Consider the following 23,096-nt stretch of genomic DNA (forward strand, 5'->3'; position numbering starts at 1 on the left):
CATTAAGCTCTGTGAATGCATTCGCATGCTCACGTCCAACGATAAATAATTCAAAACGGTCTGTAAAGCGTGGGTCTTCTGCATTTTTCTTCGCAAGTGGAGAGATTTCCACTGGGTGACCGTAGATGAAGGTCGGCTGAATAAGCGTTTCTTCTACTTTTTGCTCGAAAAATTCATTTAGAATATGACCAAATTGCATATGCTCTGTTACTTGGATGCCATGTTCTTTAGCTAGAGCACGCGCTTCTTCGTCCGTCATTTGCTGCCAAAAGTCTACACCTGTAGCTTCTTTTACTGCATCTACCATGTGCAATCTCTTCCACTCTGGAGTTAGATCCACTTCACTATCTGCATACATTACTTTTGTGCTTCCTAATACTTCTTTCGCAATGTGAGCGATTAGGTTTTCAGTCAGGCTCATAATATCCTTATAATCTGCATACGCTTCGTAAAGCTCAATCATCGTGAACTCTGGGTTGTGTCGAGTAGACACACCTTCGTTACGGAATACTCGTCCAATTTCATAGACCTTCTCTAAACCACCCACAATTAAACGTTTTAAATGAAGCTCAATCGCAATACGCATGTATAGGGTCATGTCTAATGTGTTATGGTGCGTGATGAATGGTCTTGCAGATGCACCGCCAGCGATGGAGTGCATCATCGGAGTTTCAACTTCTAAGTAACCTTGGTCATCTAGGTAACGACGCATCGCTTGAATGATTCTACTTCTAGCGATAAACGTTTCTTTGCTTTCTGGATTTGTAATAAGATCAAGATAGCGTTGACGATAGCGCTGTTCTACGTCTTTTAGACCGTGATACTTTTCTGGTAATGGGCGTAATGCTTTCGTTAATAGTTCAAATGAAGTTACTTTAACAGAAAGTTCCCCTACTTTTGTTTTGAAGATAGTACCCGTTACTCCAACAATGTCACCGATATCAGCAGAATTGAAGATTTCATACGCATCATCACCTACTGCATCTTTACGAATATAAAGTTGAATTTGTCCAGTCAGGTCTTGAATGTGGGCAAAGCCAGCTTTTCCTTTGCCACGCTTTGTCATTATGCGCCCTGCTATTGTAACTACGATTTCTTTTTCATCTAGGTTTTCTTTTTCGATTTCTCCGTACTGACTGATAAGTTCTTTAGAATCATTTGTACGTTCAAATCTTGTTCCGAATGGATCTAACCCTTTGTCTCGGTGCTTTTGTAGCTTTTCTCTCCTCACCATTAATTGGTCATTCAAGTTTAATTCTTCTTGACTCATTGCACTCAACTCCAACTTTTATTTAATCTATTAAGAATGTATGTACGTAGATTGCCACCATCTTTGGTTTACTTCCTACACGTTCAACCATCTATTACTATATCTTATATTTTTACCAACTATAAATAAAGCTAAAACTGCCAGCAACTACTGGCAGTTTAGAAGGGTAATCTAGGGGTATTATAGGATAGCCTTATTGGTGTGTCAAATTACTAGGGAGTTCGCAGCTTCCATTTGTTCCTTCTCTTCGACTAGGTTATCAATCAAGCTTGCAAGGTCTTGTCTAGTATTACATTCATTGATACCATTACGAACTTTTGCATTTCCGCGAATGCCTTTTAGATACCATGCAGCATGCTTTCGCATTTCACGAACAGCTACGGTTTCTCCTTTTAAATCGATTAGACGATCTAGGTGAAGTTTACACACGTCCATTTTTTCACGTACAGACGGTTCGCCAACCAATTTACCCGTTTCAAGGTATTGAACAGTACGATAGATCATCCAAGGGTTTCCTAGTGCTGCACGTCCTATCATCACGCCGTCTACACCAGTTTCATCAAGCATTCTTTTTGCATCTTGTGGTGTTTGAACATCACCGTTGCCGATAACCGGAATGTTCACAGATTCTTTAACCTGTTTGATAATATTCCAGTCTGCTGTACCTTCATACATTTGTACTTTTGTACGACCATGGACTGCAACAGCCTGCCCGCCCGCACGTTCTACCGCTTGGGCATTTTGGATCGCATAAACATGCTCCTCATCCCAACCGATACGCATTTTCACTGTTACTGGTTTGTCGACCGCATCTACCACAGCAGCTACCATTTCATAAATTTTGTTTGGGTCTAGCAGCCATCTTGCACCTGCATCACATTTTGTGATCTTAGGGACTGGGCAACCCATATTAATATCAATAATGTCTGCTGTTGTATTTTTATCAACAAACTTTGCAGCTTCTACTAATGTATCTTTTTCCCCTCCAAAGATTTGAAGGCTTAATGGTTTTTCACGTTCATCGATATAAAGCATACCCATTGTTTTGGCATTTTTATATAAGATTGCCTTATCACTTACCATTTCTGCACATACTAGCCCAGCTCCGAATTCTTTTACAGTTAAACGGAAAGCTGCGTTACATACTCCAGCCATTGGTGCTAATACCACCTGGTTTTTCATGGTAATATTGCCAATTTTCAACATTAACTTTTAACCTCCTCTCTTACCATAAATTCTGGCGGTGTTAATTCCTCTAGAGAAATATTCAATTCTGCCGCGATGGCAAGGAGGAATTCTTCTTTAGGAATTCGATTACCTCGTTCTACCTCTCCTAATACAGAGACAGAAATGTTTAAATTTTTCGCAAAGGACTCTTGGGTATATCCTTTTAGCTTTCGAAATGCACGGATTCTTCTTCCCCATTTTTCAGCTTCCATACTTGTACCCCTTCTCTATCTTGTAATTCAAGCAGTGCTTCTTTATCTATATCTTTGGGAATATCTCTTCTATCCGCAATCTCTAATAAAGGAACTAATACAAAAGCTCTTTCCCACATTCTCGGGTGTGGAATAATCAGCTCTTCAACTTCAATATTTTCTTGGTTATACAATAAAATGTCAAGGTCTAAAGTTCGCGGGCCCCACCTGACCCCTCGTTCTCTACCAAAAAAATGCTCTGTTTGCTGCAGAACCTTTAATAATTCAAGAGCGGCATAGGAGGTATTAACTTTAATTACCATATTCAAAAACTTTGCTTGATCCGTATAACCAACCGGATCTGTCTCGTAAATCGATGACGTTTTTTCAATTTGGATTTGGTTGTCCTTCATTAAAAACCGAATAGCATCTTGCATGATACCCGCACGGTCTCCTTGATTAGATCCTATAGCGACATATGATACATTCATCAGCCTCTTCCCCTTGTAATCTCTACTGCTACAGAATCATAATGACCAGGTATTGGCGGGTCTGGCTTAATGACCTTCACGGTGCAACAATCTATTAGTGGAAAAGTATGAAGTACATCCTCTGCGATCCGTTCAGCTATCGTTTCGACTAGTTTGTAGGTTTCTTTTTCTGTAACCTTTTGACATACTTGATAGAGGTCTGCATAGCTTACTGACTTCGCAAGATCATCTGACTTCCCCGCCTTAGATAAATCTAATTCCACCGCAAGATCCACGACAAACCTCTGCCCAAGCTTTGTTTCTTCAGGGAAAACGCCGTGATACCCATAAAATTTCATCTGATTAACATATATTTTATCGATGGGTTATCCCTCCCCTTAATAAGATTGCATCCATCATTTTAGCCATTCTAGCAATTTCCTTTACATCATGCACCCGAACAATTTGACAACCTTTTTGAATCCCGAGACAAACAGTCGCTCCTGTTCCTTCCATTCTTTCCTCAGGAGGGAGATCTAAAACTTTACCAATAAATGATTTTCTAGAGGTTCCGAGTAGAATCGGATAGCCTAGACTAGAAAATTGATCTAAAGCATTAAGTACTTCTAAATTATCTTCATGGGTTTTCGCAAAGCCAATACCTGGATCTACTACAATATTCTCTTCCTTAACACCAGCAAGTTTTACTATTGTAATACTTTCATAAAGATCACTAATCATGTCAGGTATAAGTTGCTGGTAATTGCGCTCTTTGCGATTGTGCATCAAAATGATGGGTACCTCATGTTGTGCCGCTACTTTCGCCATATCGGGGTCTGCTTTTGCCCCCCACACGTCATTAATAATCGTTGCGCCTGCTGCAATTGCCGCCTTTGCCACATCTGCTTTGTACGTATCAATAGAGATGGGAACACTAAGCTCTTTTGCAAGGGCAGTAATAACAGGAATTACTCTTTCTAATTCTTCTTCTACCCCTACAAGCTTAGCACCCGGTCTTGTTGATTCCCCGCCAATATCAATGATATCCGCACCTTGCTCCACTAATTCTTTTGCTCGAAGAACAGCCTGCTCTATTTGGTTATACTTGCCTCCATCTGAAAAGGAATCTGGAGTCGCATTTAAAATCCCCATAATAAGCGTTTTCTTTCCAAGCGGTATCTCATAGGGACCACAAGTTAACTTAGTCTGATATAAGTTTGTATTCATCATCTAGTATCTCGACCTTCTTTACTTGTTGATAGGACTGTAGTTGTCGTTTCGTGCTCTCTTTATATAGACCCTTCAATTTCAGCAATATAGAGTGTTCCGGAATCGAAAAACACCTATCCTCCACACGAGTTATTCGTATTAATTCTTGCGTGGAATTTGTAATAAACACTTCATCACTTTGCAGGACATCCTCTTTCGAAAAGAAACCTTCTTTTATTTTCATGTTCATTAATTTCGCTAGATGAAGAATGTATTGTCTTGTAATTCCGTTTAAAATTCCCGTGGAAATACTTGGGGTGTAAAGAGTATTGTCTTTTATCCAAAAAACATTAGAGACGATACCTTCGGCTACATATCCCTTATCGGTTAGGAAAATCCCCTCTGCTTGAGATTCTTTTCCGAGCTCTCTTTTCCCTAGCAAATTATTAAGGTAGTGATGGGACTTTAACCTTACTTCCCCTTCTGGTGTATTACGAGGAATTTGCAAGAAAACAGCCATCTTTCCTTCTTCATTTATTGGAGCAATCGCTCTCGTAAATAGGAGTGTCGTTGGCTTGGAGTATGTTTCGTTCGGTAAGCCCCAATTACTAATACCCGCAGTTATATTCAAACGAATAACACCATCTACTAGGTCATTTTTTGTTAACGCTATATTAATAAGTTCTAAAAGTCGTTCTTTTTCTTCCTCCCATTCAATATATACGGAGGAAAGTCCGTCTCTTAGTCTTTCTATATGATCATGAAAAAGAAACGGAACGCCTTGGTATGTGCGAAATGTCTCAAATAGTCCTACCCCATATAAAAAACCATGATCCATCACAGGAACGGTCGTTTCTTCAAGCGGTAGCCAATTTCCATCTTTATAGACAATCATGTTATTACACCTTCTTGGTTGAATAGGTTTGGATAAAATTACGTAATAAATCCTTTCCAACAGAAGTCATGATAGATTCTGGATGGAACTGTACCCCTTCGATAGGTAGCTCTTTGTGACGAATGGCCATAATTTCATTCTGGTCTGTCCACGCTGTGATTTCAAAGCAATCTGGCAATGTTTCTTTTTTTACAATTAAAGAATGGTATCTCGTAGCAATGAACGGATTGGACAATGTGCTGAAAATTGTTTTTTCATCGTGAAACATTTCTGATGTTTTTCCATGCATCAATCTTTCTGCCCTAACGACATCACCACCAAAAACTTGAGCAATGGATTGGTGACCGAGGCATACACCAAAAATCGGTTTTTTCTCAGCAAAATAGCGAATAACTTCTAAACTGATCCCCGCCTCATTTGGTGAACACGGTCCCGGAGAAATCATTAAAAAATCCGGATCCAGTTCTTCTATCTCTGCAATCGTAATTTCATCATTTCTTTTTACAATAAGCTCTTCTCCAAGTTCCCCTAAATACTGTACTAGGTTATACGTAAAGGAGTCGTAATTATCAATCATTAAAATCATACTCTCACCTCAGCTCGTAATTTTTGCTCTGCTTCACTCAACTCTTTTGCCTTCCAAAGCGCTGCTGCTTTTTTCAAGGACTCTTTAAACTCTCGTTTTGGAACAGAATCGATTACTACTCCTGCTCCTGCTTGAACATAGGCCATTCCATCTTTTGCGACCATTGTTCGAATAGAGATATTAAGTTCCATATCTCCATCAAATCCAATCCAACCTATAGAACCAGTATAAACAGAACGTCTTACAGGCTCAAGCTCTTCAATGATTTCCATCGTTCTCACCTTTGGAGCTCCCGTGATCGTACCACCTGGGAATGTAGCTTCGATAATATCCGCTACATCTTTATTCTCGGCAAGTACACCTTGTACATTAGATACAATGTGCATCACATGTGAATATTTTTCAATGGCCATAAATTCATTTACTTCCACCGTGCCATATTTGCTCACTCTACCTAAGTCATTTCTTTCTAAGTCTACTAACATGACATGCTCTGCACGTTCTTTTTCATTTTCAATTAATTCTTTTGCTAGCATTAAGTCCTCAGCATCTGTTTTGCCACGAGAACGCGTACCCGCAATTGGTCTGGTGCTTACTATTTGGTCCTTCTTTTTAACTAATAGTTCTGGTGATCCACTCACGAGCTGAAACTCAGGAAATTGCAAATAGCCCATATATGGAGATGGATTTATCTTTCTTAATGCCGAATAAATTTCCATTGGGTGCGTTAATAGTGACTCTGCTTGACGTACAGAAAGATTCACTTGAAATACGTCTCCTTGAACAATATATCCCTGTATTTTCTTTACCGCTTCGATAAACGCCTCTTCTGTAAATGAAACCTCTCGTTTCAAAGTAGATGTGTTACTCTCCGGTTGATAAAACACTTTATTAGCTGGGACTGACCATTGCTCCTTGTAAGCATCGATTCTAGCTTTCGCCACTTGCTCTTCTCCTTCTTTAGCATGCGAGATGATAAAGAGGGATTTTTCTTCTTTATCATAAACAAACACATCATCAAAAAGAAGGAAATACAAATCAGGTATATCCAAATCATCCTCAGCAATTGAAGGAAGATCTTCGATAAACCGTACACAATCGTATGTTAAGTAGCCGATTGCTCCACCAGTAAAATCTGGAAATCCTTCTAACTTCTTAGTAGTTCGAGCTAAAACGAATTCTTTCAACAACTTTAAAGGGTTTCCATTTCGGCTCTGCTTTTTCCCATCTACATATTGAATTTCTAGCTTAGAATCTTTCCCTTTCAATGAGGCTATTGGATCTAGTCCAATAATACAATACCTCCCGCCACGTCCACTTTCTAAGAGCACATGATGAGCTTTATCTTTTGCCAATGCTTTGTAACGACTAAACCACTCGTTCTCTTCTAAAGCAATCTTTACACCTACAGGTACCTTTTGCATTCTTGCTGTCACGCTCCTATATTGCATACTACCTTTATTCTACATGATACATGTAGAATAGTGCACAAGAAAGAATTTGTAAAAAGAAAAAAGGGAAACAGCTTCATTCACTGTTTCCCTTTAACATTACCTATTCTTCAAATTGATATAACGGGGTACTTAAGTAGCGCTCTCCGTTACTCGGAATAACGGCTAATACTTTTTTCCCTTTACCTAACTCTTTTGCTACTTTTAACGCCGCAAAGATGGCAGCACCTGAAGAAATCCCACCAAGAATACCTTCTGTTCTAGCAGCGAGACGTGCATATTCAAATGCTTCTTCATTCTTCACAGTAATGACTTGCTCATAGATCTCTGTATCCAAAATGGAAGGAACAAATCCTGCACCAATTCCTTGAATTTTATGTGGTCCCGGCTTTCCACCAGATAAAACTGGAGAGTCTGCTGGTTCTACAGCTACTATTTTTATACTTGGATAGGCTGCTTTCAGTACTTCGCCTGCTCCTGTTATCGTTCCACCAGTCCCGATACCAGAGACAAAAGCATCTAACTGATCGCCCATCTGTTCTACAATTTCTTTTCCGGTAGTTTTTCGATGTATTTCTGGATTTGCTTCGTTATTAAACTGTTGAGGCATAAATAAGCCTTTTTCTTTAGAGATAGCTTCGGCTTTACGTATTGCCCCACCCATTCCTTCTGCACCAGGCGTTAACACTAACTCTGCGCCATAAGCACGCAATAAGTTTCGGCGCTCTAAGCTCATGGTATCCGGCATTACAAGTATTGCGTTCAAGCCTTTCGCAGCTGCAATCATCGCTAAACCAATACCCGTGTTCCCGCTTGTTGGTTCAATAATGGTATCGCCCTCTTTTAATGTACCCTCTTCTAAAGCCGCATCAATCATTGCCAGTGCGATGCGATCTTTCACGCTACTGCCCGGATTCATAAATTCAAGCTTTAAATAAACCTCTGCCATATCTTCTTCAACGATTCGATTTAGTTTTACTATGGGTGTTTGCCCGACTAACTCATCAATTGAATTTGCTACTCGTACCATTTTTTTCCCCCATTCTCTAAAACTTAGTGTTTTTGTCGGAATTAATTCCATTTAACACCATTAAATCTGAATTGTCAAATTATTTGTGTCGATTATTTATACTTATTGGGCAGCCGTTTTCCATTCTACCCCGACTTCATCCCAAAAAATTGATGGGTCCATTGTTCCTTCCATGTGCTCCAAGGCAAGCTGACGGCGTATTTGGTCTTTCACTTCCTCAAAGGTATAGATCATTCCATTCACCTTTTCATGCAAGTAAAGTATGACATATTGGTTATCTATCGAAATCGGATTACTCCACGTAGCTACATCTAATTCTTTTGCTTCAGAAAGATAAACACTTGGATACATTTCAGATTCATGCGTTAGAAACCCTAGGTCTCCACCATGATTTGCTGATAACTCGTCTATCGATACCTCCATCGCAAGTGAAGAAAAACTAGATCCGTCTTTTAGTTCTTTTACTACCGCGTCCGCTTCCTCTTTACTATTCACTATAATATGAGAGAGATGAAACGCTTCATCTAGTGTATATAGTTCTTTATTTCCCTCATAAAAGCTTTCTAGTTCTTCTTCAGGTATTGCAACGTCTTTTACTAGTAACTCCTCTAGTAATAAACTCGATTTAATTTGCTGCTTCACGAGTTCTTCCGATGAAATCTGTAGGAGAGGAGATCGGCTGTACATTGTTTTAATCATTTTCCATTCTCTATCAACGGATTGATCCGATACTGTCACATTGTATTTTTCAGCCATTTGTTTCACAACTTCTTGATTCACCAAAGTTCGCGCCACTTCTTCACCATACATTTTTTCTAATTCTACTAACATATCTTTTCTTGTGATAGGTGTTTCTCCGACGGTGGCTACAATGTTCTCTTGACCATTTACAAAAGCAGCCGCTTCAGAAGCCTCTTTTAACGAAAAAGATTGCTTTGCTAAAAATGCTAAAGAAAGGCTATTTATAATAACTAAACCGAATATAATATTCCATAACCACTTCTTCTTTAAAGTCGCCTTTTGTTGCATTAATGTCACCTAGCCTTTTAATTGATTTCTCATACTTTCTAGTTCTTCCTTAGAGAAATCATAGGTAGCATTACAAAAATGGCAGTGAGTTTGGGCTTGCCCATCCTCTTCAATGATCTCCGTGATTTCTTTTTCCCCTAACGAGATAATCGCACGTTCAAATCGGTCCTTCGAGCATTGACATTTAAACGCAACAGGGACTGTTTCCAAAAATTTCACGTTTTCCACTCCAAGGATTTCCGTTAATAGCTCCTCGGGAGTTAGCCCATTTTCAATAAGCTTTGATACAGGTGTCATCGCACTGATTTTCTGTTCGATGATGCTAATAGTTTCATCAGACGTTCCAGGTAATAACTGGATAATAAATCCTCCAGCAGCTAGAATAGAATTATCCGGATTCACTAAAACCCCCACTCCTACAGCAGAAGGGATTTGTTCGGAAGAAACAAGATAATATGTAAAGTCTTCACCCAGCTCTCCAGATACTAGTTCTGTTTGACCTGTAAAATAATCTCTCAAGCCTAAATCCTTCACAATAGATAGTGTTCCGTTCGTACCCACTGCTCGAGCTACATCTAATTTTCCGTGTTGGTTTAACTCAAAATGCGTTTGAGGGTTAGTGACATAACCTCTCACTTGTCCTTTTGCATTGCTGTCCACTAAGATAGCTCCAATCGGACCGCCACCATCAATCTTTACCGTAAGCTTATTTTCGCCTTTTAACATCGCTCCCAGCATCACAGATGCCGACATCGCTCTTCCTAATGCAGCAGATGCAGTTGGCCAAGTTTGATGACGAGTTTGAGCTTCAGAAACGGTTGAAGTTGTTTTAACGGCATACGCACGGACTTGCCCTTCAAATGCAAGAGCCTTAACAAGATAGTCTGACATGGTTGATGTCCCCTTTCTAATTCCAATCTTCTTTTATGTTTTTTGTATAAATAAGATGTAATCCTTTAAGTGTTAAAAATGGATCGACAATGTCAATGACGTCCGATTCATTCCCAATCAGTGATGCTAAACCACCCGTTGCAATAACTTTCGGTTCTGATGTCGATTGACGCTTCATACGTCCTACAATTCCCTCTACTTGACCAACATAGCCAAAAAGAATTCCTGCTTGCATCGCACTAACAGTATTTTTCCCTATAACTCCTTCAGGACGTGCAATTTCTATCCTTGGTAGCTTGGATGCTCTAGAATACAATGCTTCTGTTGAAATACTTATGCCCGGGGCAATTGCTCCACCCATATATTGTTTTTCTTCATTTATATAACAGTATGTTGTCGCCGTACCAAAATCTACAATGATTAAGGGACTTCCATAAAGATGGATACCCGCCACCGCGTTGACAATTCGATCTGCTCCAACTTCTCTTGGGTTTTCATACTTTATATTTAAGCCTGTTTTTATACCAGGACCTACTACTAAAGGCTTCAAATGAAAATATTTTTGGCACATTCTTTCTAAAGAGAACATAATTGGCGGGACAACAGAAGAGATGATTATTCCCTCAAAGTCTTTAAAGCTAAGGCCAACATGCTCAAGTAAGGATTTAATAATCATCCCAAACTCATCTTCAGTCTTATTACGACTCGTTTCCACTCTCCAATGATGCTTCAGCTCTTCTCCTTCGTATACACCAATAACAGTATTTGTATTCCCAACATCTAAGACAAATATCATTATAATCCCCACTTTTCAACAATTTACATGGCTACATCATACCACAAAAGACTTTCTAAACCGCAATAAAAAATACTCGAAATGCGAAGCTTACTTATTCAACTCCGATGAGTTAGATACGTTTTAGATTTAGAAAATTAGATTGCCTTATATAGGCTACAAAAAAAGATGCCTGAGCCCAGGCATCTTCATTTATTCAGTCTTTTCGTCGTTTGATTCTACTGTTTCTGCATCTTTTTTAGAGTTAATATTCACTTTCACATCATCTAGCCCGTTGCTTTCTTTCACAGGGACCTCTGGAAGTTTCCCTTTTTCGACAAGGTGCTTAATTTGAGCTGCATCAAGTGTTTCTACCTCTAATAAAGTTTGAGCAATTAGTTCAAGCTTATCGCGATTTTCTGTCAAAATCTGTTTCGCACGCTCATATGATTCTTTAATGAAGCGCTGAATTTCCATATCGATTTCATGTGCAATAGCATCACTGTAGTTTTGTTCATTTTGGATATCGCGCCCAAGGAATACTTGACCTCCTGAAGCTTGACCAAACTGTAACGGTCCTAGTTTCTCACTCATCCCGTATTCAGTTACCATTTTTCTTGCAATACCTGTTGCTCGTTGGAAATCATTATGGGCACCTGTACTAGCTTCACCAAATTTAATCTCCTCTGCAACACGACCACCTAAGAGACCTGTAATTTTATCAAGTAACTCAGGCTTCGTCATAAAGTAACGGTCTTCCTTTGGTAACATAACAGCATAACCACCTGCTTGACCACGAGGTACAATCGTCACCTTATGTACCATATCTGCTTCATCAAGAACAACACCGATAATCGTATGACCCGCTTCATGGTAAGCTACAATGTTACGTTCCTTTTTAGAAATTACTTTACTCTTTTTAGCTGGTCCTGCAATAACACGGTCAATAGCCTCATCGATATCTAACATATCAATCTTCTTTTTGTCATGTCTTGCAGCGACTAATGCAGCTTCATTTAATAGGTTCTCTAAGTCCGCACCTGAGAAACCTGGAGTACGCATTGCAATTGTTTTCATATTAATGTTGTCATCTAATGGCTTATTTCGAGCATGTACATTTAGAACTGCTTCACGTCCCTTTAAGTCTGGACGGTCAACAGTAATTTGACGGTCGAAACGGCCTGGACGTAATAAAGCAGGGTCTAAGATGTCTGGGCGGTTAGTCGCAGCAACAATGATAATTCCTTCATTTGCTCCGAAACCATCCATCTCAACTAGTAACTGGTTAAGGGTTTGCTCACGCTCATCATGACCTCCACCTAATCCAGCTCCACGTTGACGACCTACTGCATCAATTTCATCGATAAAAATAATACAAGGTGCATTCTTTTTTGCATTTTCAAATAAATCACGTACACGGGATGCACCGACCCCAACAAACATCTCAACAAAGTCGGAACCACTGATCGAGAAGAATGGAACACCAGCTTCTCCTGCAACAGCTCTTGCAAGTAATGTTTTACCAGTACCTGGAGGTCCTACTAAAAGGATACCTTTAGGAATACGAGCGCCAAGCTCTGAGAATTTTCGAGGATCCTTTAGAAACTCTACTACTTCTACTAGTTCTTGCTTCTCTTCATCAGCACCAGCAACATCTTTAAACTTTACTTTCTTCTTTTCTTCACTATATAACTTCGCCTTACTCTTACCAAAATTCATCACACGACTTCCGCCGCCTTGTGCTTGATTAAGTAAGAAGAAGAATAGGATGAAGATAATGACAAATGGAATAATAGAAGTGAAGAAGGTTACCCATCCACTTGTTTCTTCCGCTCTCTCGACTGTCATTTTAATATTTTGTTCTTCGGCAACTAACTCAACACGTTCAAGGGAACTTGGGCTGTTTGGAATTGCAGTTACAAATGTTTTGCCTTCCTCAGCACCTTTTAATTTCCCACGCACCTCATAGACGGAACGGGTTGGCTGTATCGTAAACTCTACTACATTATTGCTTTCAAGATGTTGGATGAATGTATTATATGTGATCGGTTCTTCTTTCGAATCTGGGCTATTAAAGAAACTTACAACCCCAATGACCACTAAAAATATTAGTAAATAAAAGATGGTATTTCGAAAAATTCTGTTCATCCCTTACCTCCTCCCACGATAGACAGACTAAACAAATAGTATCATAGAAAATTAATCCAATTCAAGAAATCCGTTTTTCTGTTTTTTATTCTTCAATATTTGTATAAATTTCAGGCTTTAATATACCGATATATGGTAGGTTACGATATTTTTCAGCGTAATCAAGGCCATATCCTACTACGAATTCATCCGGAACAATAAACCCTACATAATCCGCTGTAATATCAGCTTTTCTACCACTTGGTTTATCTAACAATGTAACAATTTTAATTGTTTTTGCCTTGCGGTAGCGAAATAGTTCTACTAAGTAGCTTAACGTTAAGCCGCTATCAATTATGTCTTCAATGATCAAGATATCTCTACCCTCAACAGATGTATCCAAATCCTTTAGGATTTTCACCTCTCCCGATGATACTGTTGAATTCCCATAGCTTGATACATCCATAAAATCCATTTCCAAATATGTATCCATACGTTTAATAAGGTCGCCCATAAAAGGCATAGCTCCCTTTAGTACACCAATTGCCAACGGAAAACGATCTTGATAATCTTCTGTTAGCTGCTTACCTAACACTCTTACTTTTGCTTGTAGCTCTTCTTCGCTAAAGAGTACTTTTTCAATGTCTTTGTTCATTTCGTTGTTGCCTCCCAAAATGTTAGCTCTTCTTAAATGTTACTACTAAAACAGGCCCCGCCGTTTCCTCTGTTACTTCAAAAGATGAACGTTTTAGCAATGGCACCCACAAAATATTATCTTGCGCATCAACTATTAAAGGCCATACATTCCGTTTATTTATCGGAACTTTCTCTTCAATAAATACACTTTTTAATTTTTTGGAGCCTTGCGTCCCCTTCAACTTAATCCGATCGCCATCACGTCTGGTTCTCACATTAAGGGGAAGTGTTACGTTGGATAGATTAATGATTGCTTGGTTCTGCTCTACAGAAACATTATGTTTGTAGTGTGTCCAAACCTCGCAAATGATTACATCATTTGTAGGCAATGTTATCTTCCCAGGCACTTCAATCATGGCACGAAAAGGAATAGTCCTTTCATTCTCAAATGTTAACGTGCAATCATTGTAGGACCGAGTAACATGCAATCCATTAGGGAAATGCAACATTCCTGAAGGGTGTTCACTTTCCAATAAGGATAACAAATTATCAATATGTATAGAGGAAAGAGATGGAGGAATTTCATTATTATAGAGATAGTTTAATATTAGTTGAAACCCTCTTCTTTGTAAAGGTTTTGCCATTAAAAGCAAAGGTTTTCTACATAAGACTACTCTTGTATCAGTTTTGGTTTTAATTACTTTATTCCATTCCTTTTTGGTTAATTCCTCTAAGTAAAAATTGTCCTCTTGGATTTGCTCACTAAAACTTTGAAACTTCTCATGTAATGTAGGAAATTCTTCTTTTAATATAGGGAGTACCTGATGTCGTAGCCGATTCCTGCGGTAAGTATCTTTATCATTACTGGGATCATGACGATAGGAAAGCATGTTTTCCTCAATATAGGAATGCACCTCATCCTTTGTAACGGAGAGGAGCGGCCGAACAATCCAACCTTTTCCAAAAGGTCGTTTTGCAAGTATTCCCGCATAGCCAGCAATGGAAGATCCACGTCCTATCCGCATTAGCATGGTCTCAATCTGATCATCTCCATGATGCCCAAGGGCTAAAACGTTGGCACCATACTTAGTCATGACTTCTTGGTAGAATTGATACCTGCACTCTCTAGCAGCTACTTGCGCACTTAGTTTGTGTTCATGTTGATAAGCCGGAACATCGATCTGCTTTGCCTCAAAAGGAATGTTCCTTTTTTCACATTCAGTTTGTACAAAAAGGAGGTCCTCTTCTGATTGCTTTCCTCTGAACATATGATCAACATGCGCTACTACTAATTTCAGGTCTTTTTCTATCCTTAAATTGTATAAATAATGTAGTAGACTAATGGAGTCAGCTCCTCCACTTACGCCTACAACTACTACTGACTTTTCAGGTAGTAAATCATGTTTTTGAATAAAGGTAGAAACATTGCTCCACATATATCATACCCATTCCTTTAAACTTATCCGTATAATTTCTACTTTATCCTACCATTTGATAAGATACACTGCAAAATTGACGCTTCGTTTATATCTAGAAAAAACATCCATACCCCTTTATACCCATTCCTTTTGACCATAAACGCACTATCTCAAAGGAGTTGCCCGTAGATATAGAAGAAATATGCGACTAATACTACGGTCAATAACACGCTTGTTTCTAAAAAACCTTTTGATTTACTTCTTGCAGGGGCTACTTGAGATTGCGAAGCAGGCTTACTTTGACTTTGTTGTTGTCTTTTCGACATTCTATTACTGGCCGCATTTGTACTGGTTGTTTTTTTCGCTTTGACTGTTGAGGTTGCTTGTACCTTTTGACTTGATTGCGAGTAGCTCAATACTTGCAAGAAATCCTTTTTCATCTCTACAGCTGAAACGTAGTCTCCAGACAAGGCGTGCACAAGAATTTTCTCATACCTTCTTAACCATTGGTTCCCTTGGATATATGATGATAGTTGTTTCATTCCCCCGTCTCCAGTTTTTTGAAACTGTTTTGGGTAACAAGTATGAACCATAATCATCGCTACAGCAAATAGATCATAAGTAGGTTCTGCCTTTCTTGTGCCTAACCCCCAATATCCTCGATCAAAGAACTCGGTAAATTCTTTGATCGCCCTCCCTTTAATCGTTGTCCCTCCAACATCTATTAGTCTTACTTTTGGAGGATTGGAAGTGACTATGAGATTATCAGGCTTTAGATCACCGAACACCCATCCCTCGCTATGAAGTGTTTGGAGGTCTGTTAATAGTTGAAGAATCAGTATTCCTGTCCATTCCATTCCTTTTTTTTGAATAAATTCGAGAAACGCTTCTCCTTCTAAGTATTCCATAACATAGAAGGAGAACGTAGGACGGCCTCTACTTCGTTCCCAGTCATCGACATCTAACAAAGAAGGCCCGAGGGAAAATCCCCGGACCTTCGAAAAATGACGTAGGACGTTAACCTCAGAAGTAATGGATGTACTATTTTCACTAATTTTCAACGCTGCGAATCCATTTGCACTTCTGGTTAAATACACATATCCTGTTGCTCCATATCCAAGCATTTTCACGATAGTGTAGCTGTTTTTGTGCCATTTCCCGAAGATCGTGGTACCTTGTGGTAGATTACCTACCTGAGTCTTCATAGTATTGTTCATCATCGGAAATCAAGCTCCTTAAGCTACGCTTTTTCTTAAAATAAGGAATGGCTTCTTTTAATGCAGGTCCAGTCGGCGTAATCCCACCTGTTGATAATTTTGGGAAAATACTAGAAAGCGATTCTAACTTTGGTGTCCAGTCTAGTATATTTTCTACTTCCTGACGCTTTCCTGGGAATACAAAAGCAGAAAATTGATTATCCCCCATTCTAGCATTTAAGCTAAGTGATAAGTCCAATAGCGCTTCTTTTACCGTTGGGAGCTTCGATTTCATACTGGCACTTGTATCAACTAAAATTAAAACTTGTAAAGAAACGGTTTCTCCTAACTCATCTACTACTTCCATCACCTCGCCACGTTTTTCTGGTGGTAGATCCTCCATAGAAGTTTTGGAACCTAGAATTTGCTGCAACTCTTTATTAATAACCCCCTGTAAGGTTTGCGTCATCGCCTTTCTTGTAACCATTTGTACCGTCTGGGATAAGTTCTTCGCATACACAATTTGACTTACACCACCACCTGACATCGCAATACTTTCAATTTCCTGCATGCCTCTTTCATCTATCGTATCTTCATCCATAACCCCGATAACATTCACTGAAATATCCTGCTCTTTTGCAAGTGCTGCCATAGCAATTGGGTCTTCACCTGAATTTGAACAACCATCTGTAATTAATAAAATTTGCTTTAACGTTCCTTTATACACGTTTCGTCCCCTCCTAATGCGTATAATTTACATTAGCCATCATAGACGAAACAAAAGGGATTTATACATTTTTAATAGAGTTGAACAGTAAAACTTTCATTCTTTTCAGCGTTGAAAGAACTACCTTTACTTTTTCTATAATGCCTCCTTCATCGGTTGGTTTTTTGAAAGATAATGGTAAGCAGGAATGGCTGCCCATTTAGGAATGTTACGCTCTATTTTAGAAACGACGATTGTCATATCATCTTGAATTTGACCTGATCGAGTTCGAATAACCTCCTCCATAATGATATCGGCCACTTCTTGTGGGTCATCTGTTTGAATTTCAGATACTTTTCGCTTCATCCACAAATCATAGTTCTCTACATGCTTAGGTCCCTCAAAGATTCCGTCACTCATCATAATGAGTAAGTCTCCCGCCTTTAACTGTTCGCTAACGACATCCACATCGAATTCTTGAATAATTCCCATCGGTAGGTTACTAGCTTCTATTTTTATTATTCTATCTCCTCGTTTCACAAAACTCGGAGTGGAGCCAACCTTTAAAAACTTCGCCGATGCGTCCTGCAAATCAATCATCGCCAAATCAAGGGTAGTGAATATTTCATCTGTTGTACGTAAAGATAAAACAGAGTTAACAGATTTTATGGCTACTTTTTCATGAATACCCGATTGTAATATTTCTTGTAATAACTTTAAGGTTTCTTTGCTTTCATAATGTGCACGCTCCCCATTACCCATGCCATCGCTAATGGCTACGGCGAATTTTCCAAGACCTAACTCTATAGTAGAAAAACTATCTCCCGATATTAGTCCTCCTCCTTTTGCAGCGTGTGCGACACCCGTTTCTACTAAAAATGCTTTCGCAGATTCAAATGATACATGGCAATATCCGTTGTTATCAGCATTACACTCTTCTTTTTTCACCATAATGTTTTCGTTCAATATATCTGAAAGCATCGGAGCAATGAGTTTTTCACACTCGCCTCTTCCTTGGCAATACGGAATGGTCATTTCTATATCGACATTCCCTTGCTCGACACTGTATATTTCCACTTGTTCAATCTGTATTCCAAACGCTTGAAGCGCGTCTAATATTTGATCTTCTTGTAAGTAGTGGTTTTCTCTTTCACGTTGGATTTCTTTCGCAAAATCCTCCATTACTTGCGATACTCCTAGTAATTGATCCGCTACCAGCCTCCTACTTTCCATTAATTGTTTTTTCAGCTTTTCACTCGCGTGGAATTGTGTTAATTCGTGCTTGATCACTGTTTTTACTTTTTCTGATTTGACACAATGGCGATCCCACTCCTTTTGTAGTTTGACATTTAAACTAATGGTTCCCTCTTCTGTATCCTCCATCAACTTTGTCATATAATCATAAGTTTTATGAAAATTTTGCGTCCAGCATTGATCTTTTTTAAAGCAATTTTGGCATGTTTTTTCTGTCACATTGCTCAAGAATAGATCCATCTCTTGCTCCGAGTCAGGCTGTTCAAACTGGAATTTAGAAAAGCTATTCGAAAGTGCCTGAAACACATGGGAGAATTGCTCCACTCTATTAGCAGTCACATCACGTATTTTCCTCAAGTACTGCTGTTGTTCGGCAGTATATTCTGCTGTTCCTGGTATATGTTTAGCCAGTTTAGATATGGCTTTTTGTGGGGTAAGTAAAAAGATAACAACCGCTACCATGGATTCTAAAATAGTTGGAACAAGTAGATTGGTTCCCTCTCCATAGATCCCAATCAGTAATGTACCTAAGAGTAGGCCAACTGATACTCCAACCTTATTCCCTTCTCTTAGCAAACCACCCAGAAGTCCAGCAAATGCTAGCAAGCTCATCTGATATAAATTTGATACTGTGGCTAAGCTTAAGATAAGTCCAGTCACCACACCGACAGTAGAACCTATCGTAGCTCCTGCAACAAAAGCAAAAATCAATACCAAGTACCTTGATAAAATATGCTCAACGGACATATCATACATCGTCCAACCGATTGTGCCTGTTAGCACAGAAGCTAATAAAATAATTAGGCAGATAATCTCTTCCGTTTTAAAGGCTTGTCTTTTTTTTCTCATCATAATAAGTGGGATACTTTGAAAGAAGATAAGCGTTAATATAAATCCTAATCCTGCTTCTACACCAATCATCATCCAGTCATAGGTTACGATACCAGTCGATAGATAAAGCATAGAGGACTTCGCAAGAAAGGCTGATAAAAATACTAGAAATGGCATGGCTTTCATTGTCTCTATTTTTAAAACCTGCGACCATTTAAAAAGTAGTACGAACAAGATCATCCCACCGAAAACATAGGCTGCTGTTAACAGAGAAATCGTACTAGAACCAACCAATAGTGCTATCAACGTTAACCCTGCACGTTTTTTCTTCATAAAATACACTGCTGCGAAAAATGGTAAGGCAAATGGAGTCACTTCTCCAAGAATTAGAGCTCGTCCCAAGAGAAAACCAATAAAAACTAATAAAAAGCCCTGATGAAAAAGGATAGAAGCTAGTTTACTCCTAATTTTTTGTGTGTAATTCACCATGCCCTTTTTTAATTTTGTTAACTGAACATTAGAAACTGGCTCTCCTACATCCCTTTCTATTCTCTCCATCATATCCACTCCCGTTTCGGTTCATTGAGGTCATTATACAAGGAGAAAAAGAAAAGATTTGTCAAACGAACAACACAATAAACAAAAAACGTTCGACTTATTTCAAGGAAAAGCTGGAAAAGACGTCATGAAATCATCGCATTTGCTAACGTCCCCCCTCAGTTTTTGTAAATTAACTAGACAAAACCATGGAAAATGTTCTGATTTTTCTTACATTTTTTAAATCTATTGACATATACTTTATATCTTAGTATTATATTTTTTGTGTCTTATATCTGTAAGTAACACTCTTATTATTTTGGCGGTGTAGCTCAGCTGGCTAGAGCGACGAGCAACGCTCCCACGAATGTACTTCGAGTTGTCCTGACGGATTTACTTCCTTGAACCTACTAGCAGAGGAAAGGACATACTTCAACCTTATAACTGCTCACTTAGAGCGTAAATTATCTTGGCGGTGTAGCTCAGCTGGCTAGAGCGTACGGTTCATACCCGTGAGGTCGTGGGTTCGACTCCCTCCGCCGCTACCAATTTAATAAGGCCCATTGGTCAAGCGGTTAAGACACCGCCCTTTCACGGCGGTAACACGGGTTCGAATCCCGTATGGGTCATACAAAAAGCTGTCTCTTATTCAGTACAACACTGAGGGGAGACAGCTTTTTTATATACGTTTAAAGATATAGACAATTTCACCATCGATGACAGATTGTTCCCTCTATTTTCGATTTTTACGATTTCAGGGCACGGTAACCGCTTGATTGTTCCCTCTATTTTTGTTTTTCACGATTTCAGGGCACGATTATCCCTTGATCGTTCCCTCTATTTTCGTTTTCCTTGATTTCAGGGCACGATTATCCCTTGATCGTTCCCTCTATTTTCGTTTTTCACGATTTCAGGGCACGATCACCCCTTGATCGTTCCCTCTATTTTTGTTTTTCACGATTTCAGGGCACGATTACCCCCTGATCGTTCCCTCTATTTTTGTTTTTCACGATTTCAGGGAACGATTACCCCTTGATCGTTCCCTCTATTTTTGTTTTCCCTGATTTCAGGGCACGATTACCCCCTGATCGTTCCCTCTATTTCCGTTTTCCCTAATTTCAGGGCACGATTACCCCTTGATCGTTCCCTCTATTTTCGTTTTCCCTGATTTCAGGGCACGATTACCCCTTGATCGTTCCCTCTATTTCCGTTTTCCCTAATTTCAGGGCACGATTATCCCTTGATCGTTCCCTCTGTTTTCGTTTTCCCTGATTTAAGGGCACGATCGACCCTTGATGATTCTCCCATCCCATTTATACACCAATCGGAACTTCCTTCATAACAAAAAACACGCCCCGTCATTTGGGAGCGTGTTTTTTAACGTGATGTACGTTTATATTATGAGATATTCAGCAGCAAGTTAACTTCTTCTTGCTCCACGACCTCCACGTTTTGATTCCGTGTTGCGCTTCAGGGAAGATAAACGATCTTCGCTATCCTTTAAAAACCTTGCCACTTTTTGCTCGAAGTTTTCCTTTGGACGGAATTCTTCTCTTTTTCTTGGTGGGCGTTGATTCGTGCGATTTTGTGTATTTGGGCGTTGCTGTGGTTGAGCAGAACGCGGTTGTGGCTCACGATACGTGTCACTAGCCTTTTTAATGGAAAGACCAATTTTTCCGTCTTTTTCCACATTAATAACTTTGACTTGTACCTCGTCACCAACTTTTAGATGGTCGTTAATGTCCTTCACATAGTTGTCTGCTACCTCACTAATATGAACCAGACCTGTTATGCCTCCTGGCAGCTCTACAAACGCGCCAAAATTAGTTATTCCTGTTACCTTTCCCTGTAACTTGCTGCCTACTTCGATTGACATAAAAAAAATGCTCCTCCTTAAAATCATAAAAAATAAATCACTTTACCTACCATTATACCTAGAGCAAAATTGAGGTGTCAATACAACGACTAATTTGATGACGAATCATCTGGTATATTGAAGATGATTTCTCCATCTTCTGACATGAAATAATCTCTACGTGCGATCTTCGCAATATATTCATCATCGTTCAGTTTCACAATTTCTTCTTCTAAACGCAACTGTTTTCTTTCTAATTGTACTAACTCTTGCTCTACCACTTCTTTTCTATCTTGTTTTTCCTGCAAAATAGCTCGCTGTTCTAGAAGCGTTTTCCCCATCAGAATTCCAAAAATTACTGCAACCAAAAAGAATAATGACAACCTACGATAAAGTCCACGGCGTTTTTTTTGTTGCTTGATATGCTGATCTTGTTTAGCTTGGGAATAGTCTGAATGGATTTTTGCTACCTTTTGATTTCTTGCCGCGCTCATCTTATCATTCCTCTCCTAGCGCTTTTCCCAAAATTTCTTTACTCTATTCATTATACTATGTTTCCTATTCTTTACCAGTGAGAAAAATCCTTCAATTTTTTTAAAAAGAATATGAAAATATTTTTTCACAGGCTTCGGAAGTAATTTCCATCCTAGCATAAGGACCCACTTGAACGGAAGAGTACAAAGTTTTACTATTTTCCATCCCAAAAGAAGCAAAAAGCGACCTATTGCATAAATCATCTTCCAAATACCTAGTAATATAATAATAATAGCTTGTACCAATAATTGAATAGGCTTAATAATTACCATTTGAACTAACTTTGCTAGAAAGCGGTACAAACTTATCGAAAATCGAATAAGTGATTCCAATAAACTCAAATAAAAATATCGAAGGATGCTTTGATAAGCAGCGTATCCACAAACAAGAGCAATGAGGATATAAAAGCGTATTTCCCCTTCGTTTACTAAGAGTAGGACATAGAATGTTACTAGTCCCTGCAAGAGCCAAAAGAGAAGGTCGTGTATAAACACGATCCATCTCGCTCTTTTTTCCCTATGCAGGAAACGCCCATACGTATCAATAGCTGCACCTAAATAGGCACCAACACCAACCATGGCAAGCATCGTATAAAATTGAGTGGTTAAGGTCATTTGAACAACTTACTAAAGAATCCTTTAGCTTTCTCCGCTTGTTGATCATCTAAGTAAATAATCTCTGTAATCTTCCCTTTAATCGAGACTACTCCCTTTTCTACATCTAAATTTTTCATCTGTAGATTCTGACCACGTACAGATAGAAAACCCATGACGGTTTCTAATAGAAATTCTTCATTATCAAAACTTTCTACTTGCTTTACGCCTGTGATATCTAGCAATCTTCTGCTTCTCATTACAATGTCTTGTTCTTGGACAGTATGTTTATTCGTATGATTCGCCTCATAGTATTGGTTCATTTTTCATCCCTCACCTATCCATTACTTAAAGATAGTACATGTATATGAAAGGGATTTTTTTT

Annotated in this window: 23 protein-coding genes and 2 tRNA genes (1 of these 25 running past the window's edge); 2 read left to right on the top strand and 23 right to left on the bottom strand. The window is 39.0% G+C overall.

The annotated features are described in order from the left end of the window. The 19 genes from lysS to spoIIE form a co-directional block, all read right to left on the bottom strand. Positions 1–1,270: the 5' portion of a lysine--tRNA ligase gene (lysS, locus tag BK580_RS00020; RefSeq protein ID WP_078378358.1), read on the bottom strand. The gene continues 221 nt to the left of window position 1, outside the view; only the first 1,270 of its 1,491 coding nucleotides appear in the window; its start codon is at positions 1,268–1,270; the stop codon falls past the left edge of the window. 204 nt (positions 1,271–1,474) lie between these two features. Then, positions 1,475–2,476 carry a tRNA dihydrouridine synthase DusB gene (gene dusB / locus BK580_RS00025; protein ID WP_078378359.1) on the bottom strand — a complete coding sequence of 334 codons (1,002 nt, stop codon included), beginning with the start codon at positions 2,474–2,476 and terminating at the stop codon, positions 1,475–1,477. After that, the gene (locus BK580_RS00030) at positions 2,476–2,709 is read right to left on the bottom strand and encodes a helix-turn-helix domain-containing protein (RefSeq protein WP_078378361.1); all 234 of its coding nucleotides are present in this window, start codon (positions 2,707–2,709) and stop codon (positions 2,476–2,478) included. The genes dusB and BK580_RS00030 overlap by 1 nt, the downstream gene beginning before the upstream one ends. Next, positions 2,661–3,182, bottom strand: a complete 522-nt coding sequence (gene folK, locus BK580_RS00035) for a 2-amino-4-hydroxy-6-hydroxymethyldihydropteridine diphosphokinase (protein WP_078378362.1) — start codon at positions 3,180–3,182, stop codon at positions 2,661–2,663. Before folK ends, BK580_RS00030 begins: the two co-directional genes overlap by 49 nt. Beyond that, the gene (gene folB / locus BK580_RS00040) at positions 3,179–3,541 is read right to left on the bottom strand and encodes a dihydroneopterin aldolase (protein WP_078378363.1); all 363 of its coding nucleotides are present in this window, start codon (positions 3,539–3,541) and stop codon (positions 3,179–3,181) included. Before folB ends, folK begins: the two co-directional genes overlap by 4 nt. Beyond that, positions 3,534–4,385: a dihydropteroate synthase gene (gene folP / locus BK580_RS00045; RefSeq protein ID WP_235864099.1), complete on the bottom strand. Its 852-nt coding sequence runs from the start codon at positions 4,383–4,385 to the stop codon at positions 3,534–3,536. Before folP ends, folB begins: the two co-directional genes overlap by 8 nt. Then, the gene (gene pabC, locus BK580_RS00050; protein WP_078378365.1) at positions 4,360–5,262 is read right to left on the bottom strand and encodes an aminodeoxychorismate lyase; all 903 of its coding nucleotides are present in this window, start codon (positions 5,260–5,262) and stop codon (positions 4,360–4,362) included. The genes folP and pabC overlap by 26 nt, the downstream gene beginning before the upstream one ends. A 4-nt stretch (positions 5,263–5,266) precedes the next feature. Continuing rightward, entirely contained in the window at positions 5,267–5,848 is a 582-nt protein-coding gene (gene pabA, locus BK580_RS00055) for an aminodeoxychorismate/anthranilate synthase component II (protein ID WP_078378366.1), read from the bottom strand. Further along, positions 5,845–7,272: an anthranilate synthase component I family protein gene (locus BK580_RS00060; RefSeq protein ID WP_078378367.1), complete on the bottom strand. Its 1,428-nt coding sequence runs from the start codon at positions 7,270–7,272 to the stop codon at positions 5,845–5,847. The genes pabA and BK580_RS00060 overlap by 4 nt, the downstream gene beginning before the upstream one ends. 130 nt (positions 7,273–7,402) lie before the next feature. Beyond that, positions 7,403–8,329, bottom strand: a complete 927-nt coding sequence (gene cysK / locus BK580_RS00065; protein ID WP_078378368.1) for a cysteine synthase A — start codon at positions 8,327–8,329, stop codon at positions 7,403–7,405. Positions 8,330–8,431: 102 nt separating this feature from the next. Then, positions 8,432–9,358, bottom strand: coding sequence for a peptidyl-prolyl cis-trans isomerase (locus BK580_RS00070; RefSeq protein ID WP_078378369.1), 927 nt, complete (start codon positions 9,356–9,358; stop codon positions 8,432–8,434). Positions 9,359–9,367: 9 nt separating this feature from the next. Next, positions 9,368–10,249: an Hsp33 family molecular chaperone HslO gene (gene hslO / locus BK580_RS00075; protein WP_078378370.1), complete on the bottom strand. Its 882-nt coding sequence runs from the start codon at positions 10,247–10,249 to the stop codon at positions 9,368–9,370. A 16-nt stretch (positions 10,250–10,265) separates the two neighbouring features. Then, on the bottom strand, positions 10,266–11,045 hold the full coding sequence (locus BK580_RS00080; RefSeq protein WP_078378371.1) for a type III pantothenate kinase: 780 nt from the start codon (positions 11,043–11,045) through the stop codon (positions 10,266–10,268). A 192-nt stretch (positions 11,046–11,237) separates the two neighbouring features. Next, entirely contained in the window at positions 11,238–13,172 is a 1,935-nt protein-coding gene (gene ftsH, locus BK580_RS00085; protein WP_078378372.1) for an ATP-dependent zinc metalloprotease FtsH, read from the bottom strand. 85 nt (positions 13,173–13,257) lie between these two features. Continuing rightward, positions 13,258–13,806, bottom strand: coding sequence for a hypoxanthine phosphoribosyltransferase (hpt, locus tag BK580_RS00090; protein WP_078378373.1), 549 nt, complete (start codon positions 13,804–13,806; stop codon positions 13,258–13,260). A gap of 22 nt (positions 13,807–13,828) precedes the next feature. Then, positions 13,829–15,223, bottom strand: coding sequence for a tRNA lysidine(34) synthetase TilS (gene tilS / locus BK580_RS00095; protein ID WP_078378374.1), 1,395 nt, complete (start codon positions 15,221–15,223; stop codon positions 13,829–13,831). 152 nt (positions 15,224–15,375) lie between these two features. Beyond that, the gene (locus tag BK580_RS00100) at positions 15,376–16,425 is read right to left on the bottom strand and encodes a protein kinase domain-containing protein (protein WP_078378375.1); all 1,050 of its coding nucleotides are present in this window, start codon (positions 16,423–16,425) and stop codon (positions 15,376–15,378) included. After that, on the bottom strand, positions 16,391–17,128 hold the full coding sequence (locus BK580_RS00105) for a VWA domain-containing protein (protein WP_078378376.1): 738 nt from the start codon (positions 17,126–17,128) through the stop codon (positions 16,391–16,393). The genes BK580_RS00100 and BK580_RS00105 overlap by 35 nt, the downstream gene beginning before the upstream one ends. Positions 17,129–17,263: 135 nt before the next feature. After that, the gene (spoIIE, locus tag BK580_RS00110; RefSeq protein WP_078378377.1) at positions 17,264–19,750 is read right to left on the bottom strand and encodes a stage II sporulation protein E; all 2,487 of its coding nucleotides are present in this window, start codon (positions 19,748–19,750) and stop codon (positions 17,264–17,266) included. A gap of 450 nt (positions 19,751–20,200) precedes the next feature. Here spoIIE and BK580_RS00115 point away from each other — a divergent pair. Together BK580_RS00115 and BK580_RS00120 are read left to right on the top strand one after the other, a co-directional pair. Beyond that, positions 20,201–20,277, top strand: a tRNA-Met gene (locus BK580_RS00115). 9 nt (positions 20,278–20,286) lie between these two features. Continuing rightward, positions 20,287–20,358 (top strand) — tRNA-Glu (locus BK580_RS00120). 791 nt (positions 20,359–21,149) lie between these two features. On the opposite strand, the gene BK580_RS00125 is transcribed toward BK580_RS00120, so the two are convergent. The 4 genes from BK580_RS00125 to yabP all read right to left on the bottom strand — a co-directional run bounded on the left by BK580_RS00125 (position 21,150) and on the right by yabP (position 23,034). Continuing rightward, positions 21,150–21,605, bottom strand: coding sequence for a S1 domain-containing RNA-binding protein (locus BK580_RS00125; protein ID WP_078378378.1), 456 nt, complete (start codon positions 21,603–21,605; stop codon positions 21,150–21,152). An 89-nt stretch (positions 21,606–21,694) separates the two neighbouring features. After that, complete coding sequence (locus BK580_RS00130; protein ID WP_078378379.1) at positions 21,695–22,078, bottom strand: FtsB family cell division protein; 384 nt, start codon at positions 22,076–22,078, stop codon at positions 21,695–21,697. Between the two features lie 15 nt (positions 22,079–22,093). Continuing rightward, a complete protein-coding gene (yabQ, locus tag BK580_RS00135) occupies positions 22,094–22,732 on the bottom strand; it encodes a spore cortex biosynthesis protein YabQ (RefSeq protein WP_078378380.1) in 639 nt (212 codons plus the stop codon). Further along, positions 22,729–23,034, bottom strand: a complete 306-nt coding sequence (yabP, locus tag BK580_RS00140) for a sporulation protein YabP (RefSeq protein ID WP_078378381.1) — start codon at positions 23,032–23,034, stop codon at positions 22,729–22,731. Before yabP ends, yabQ begins: the two co-directional genes overlap by 4 nt. Between the last annotated feature and the right edge of the window lie 62 nt (positions 23,035–23,096).

It is taken from the genome of Sutcliffiella halmapala, assembly GCF_002019665.1.
Classification (GTDB): Bacteria; Bacillota; Bacilli; order Bacillales; family Bacillaceae_I; genus Sutcliffiella_A; species Sutcliffiella_A halmapala.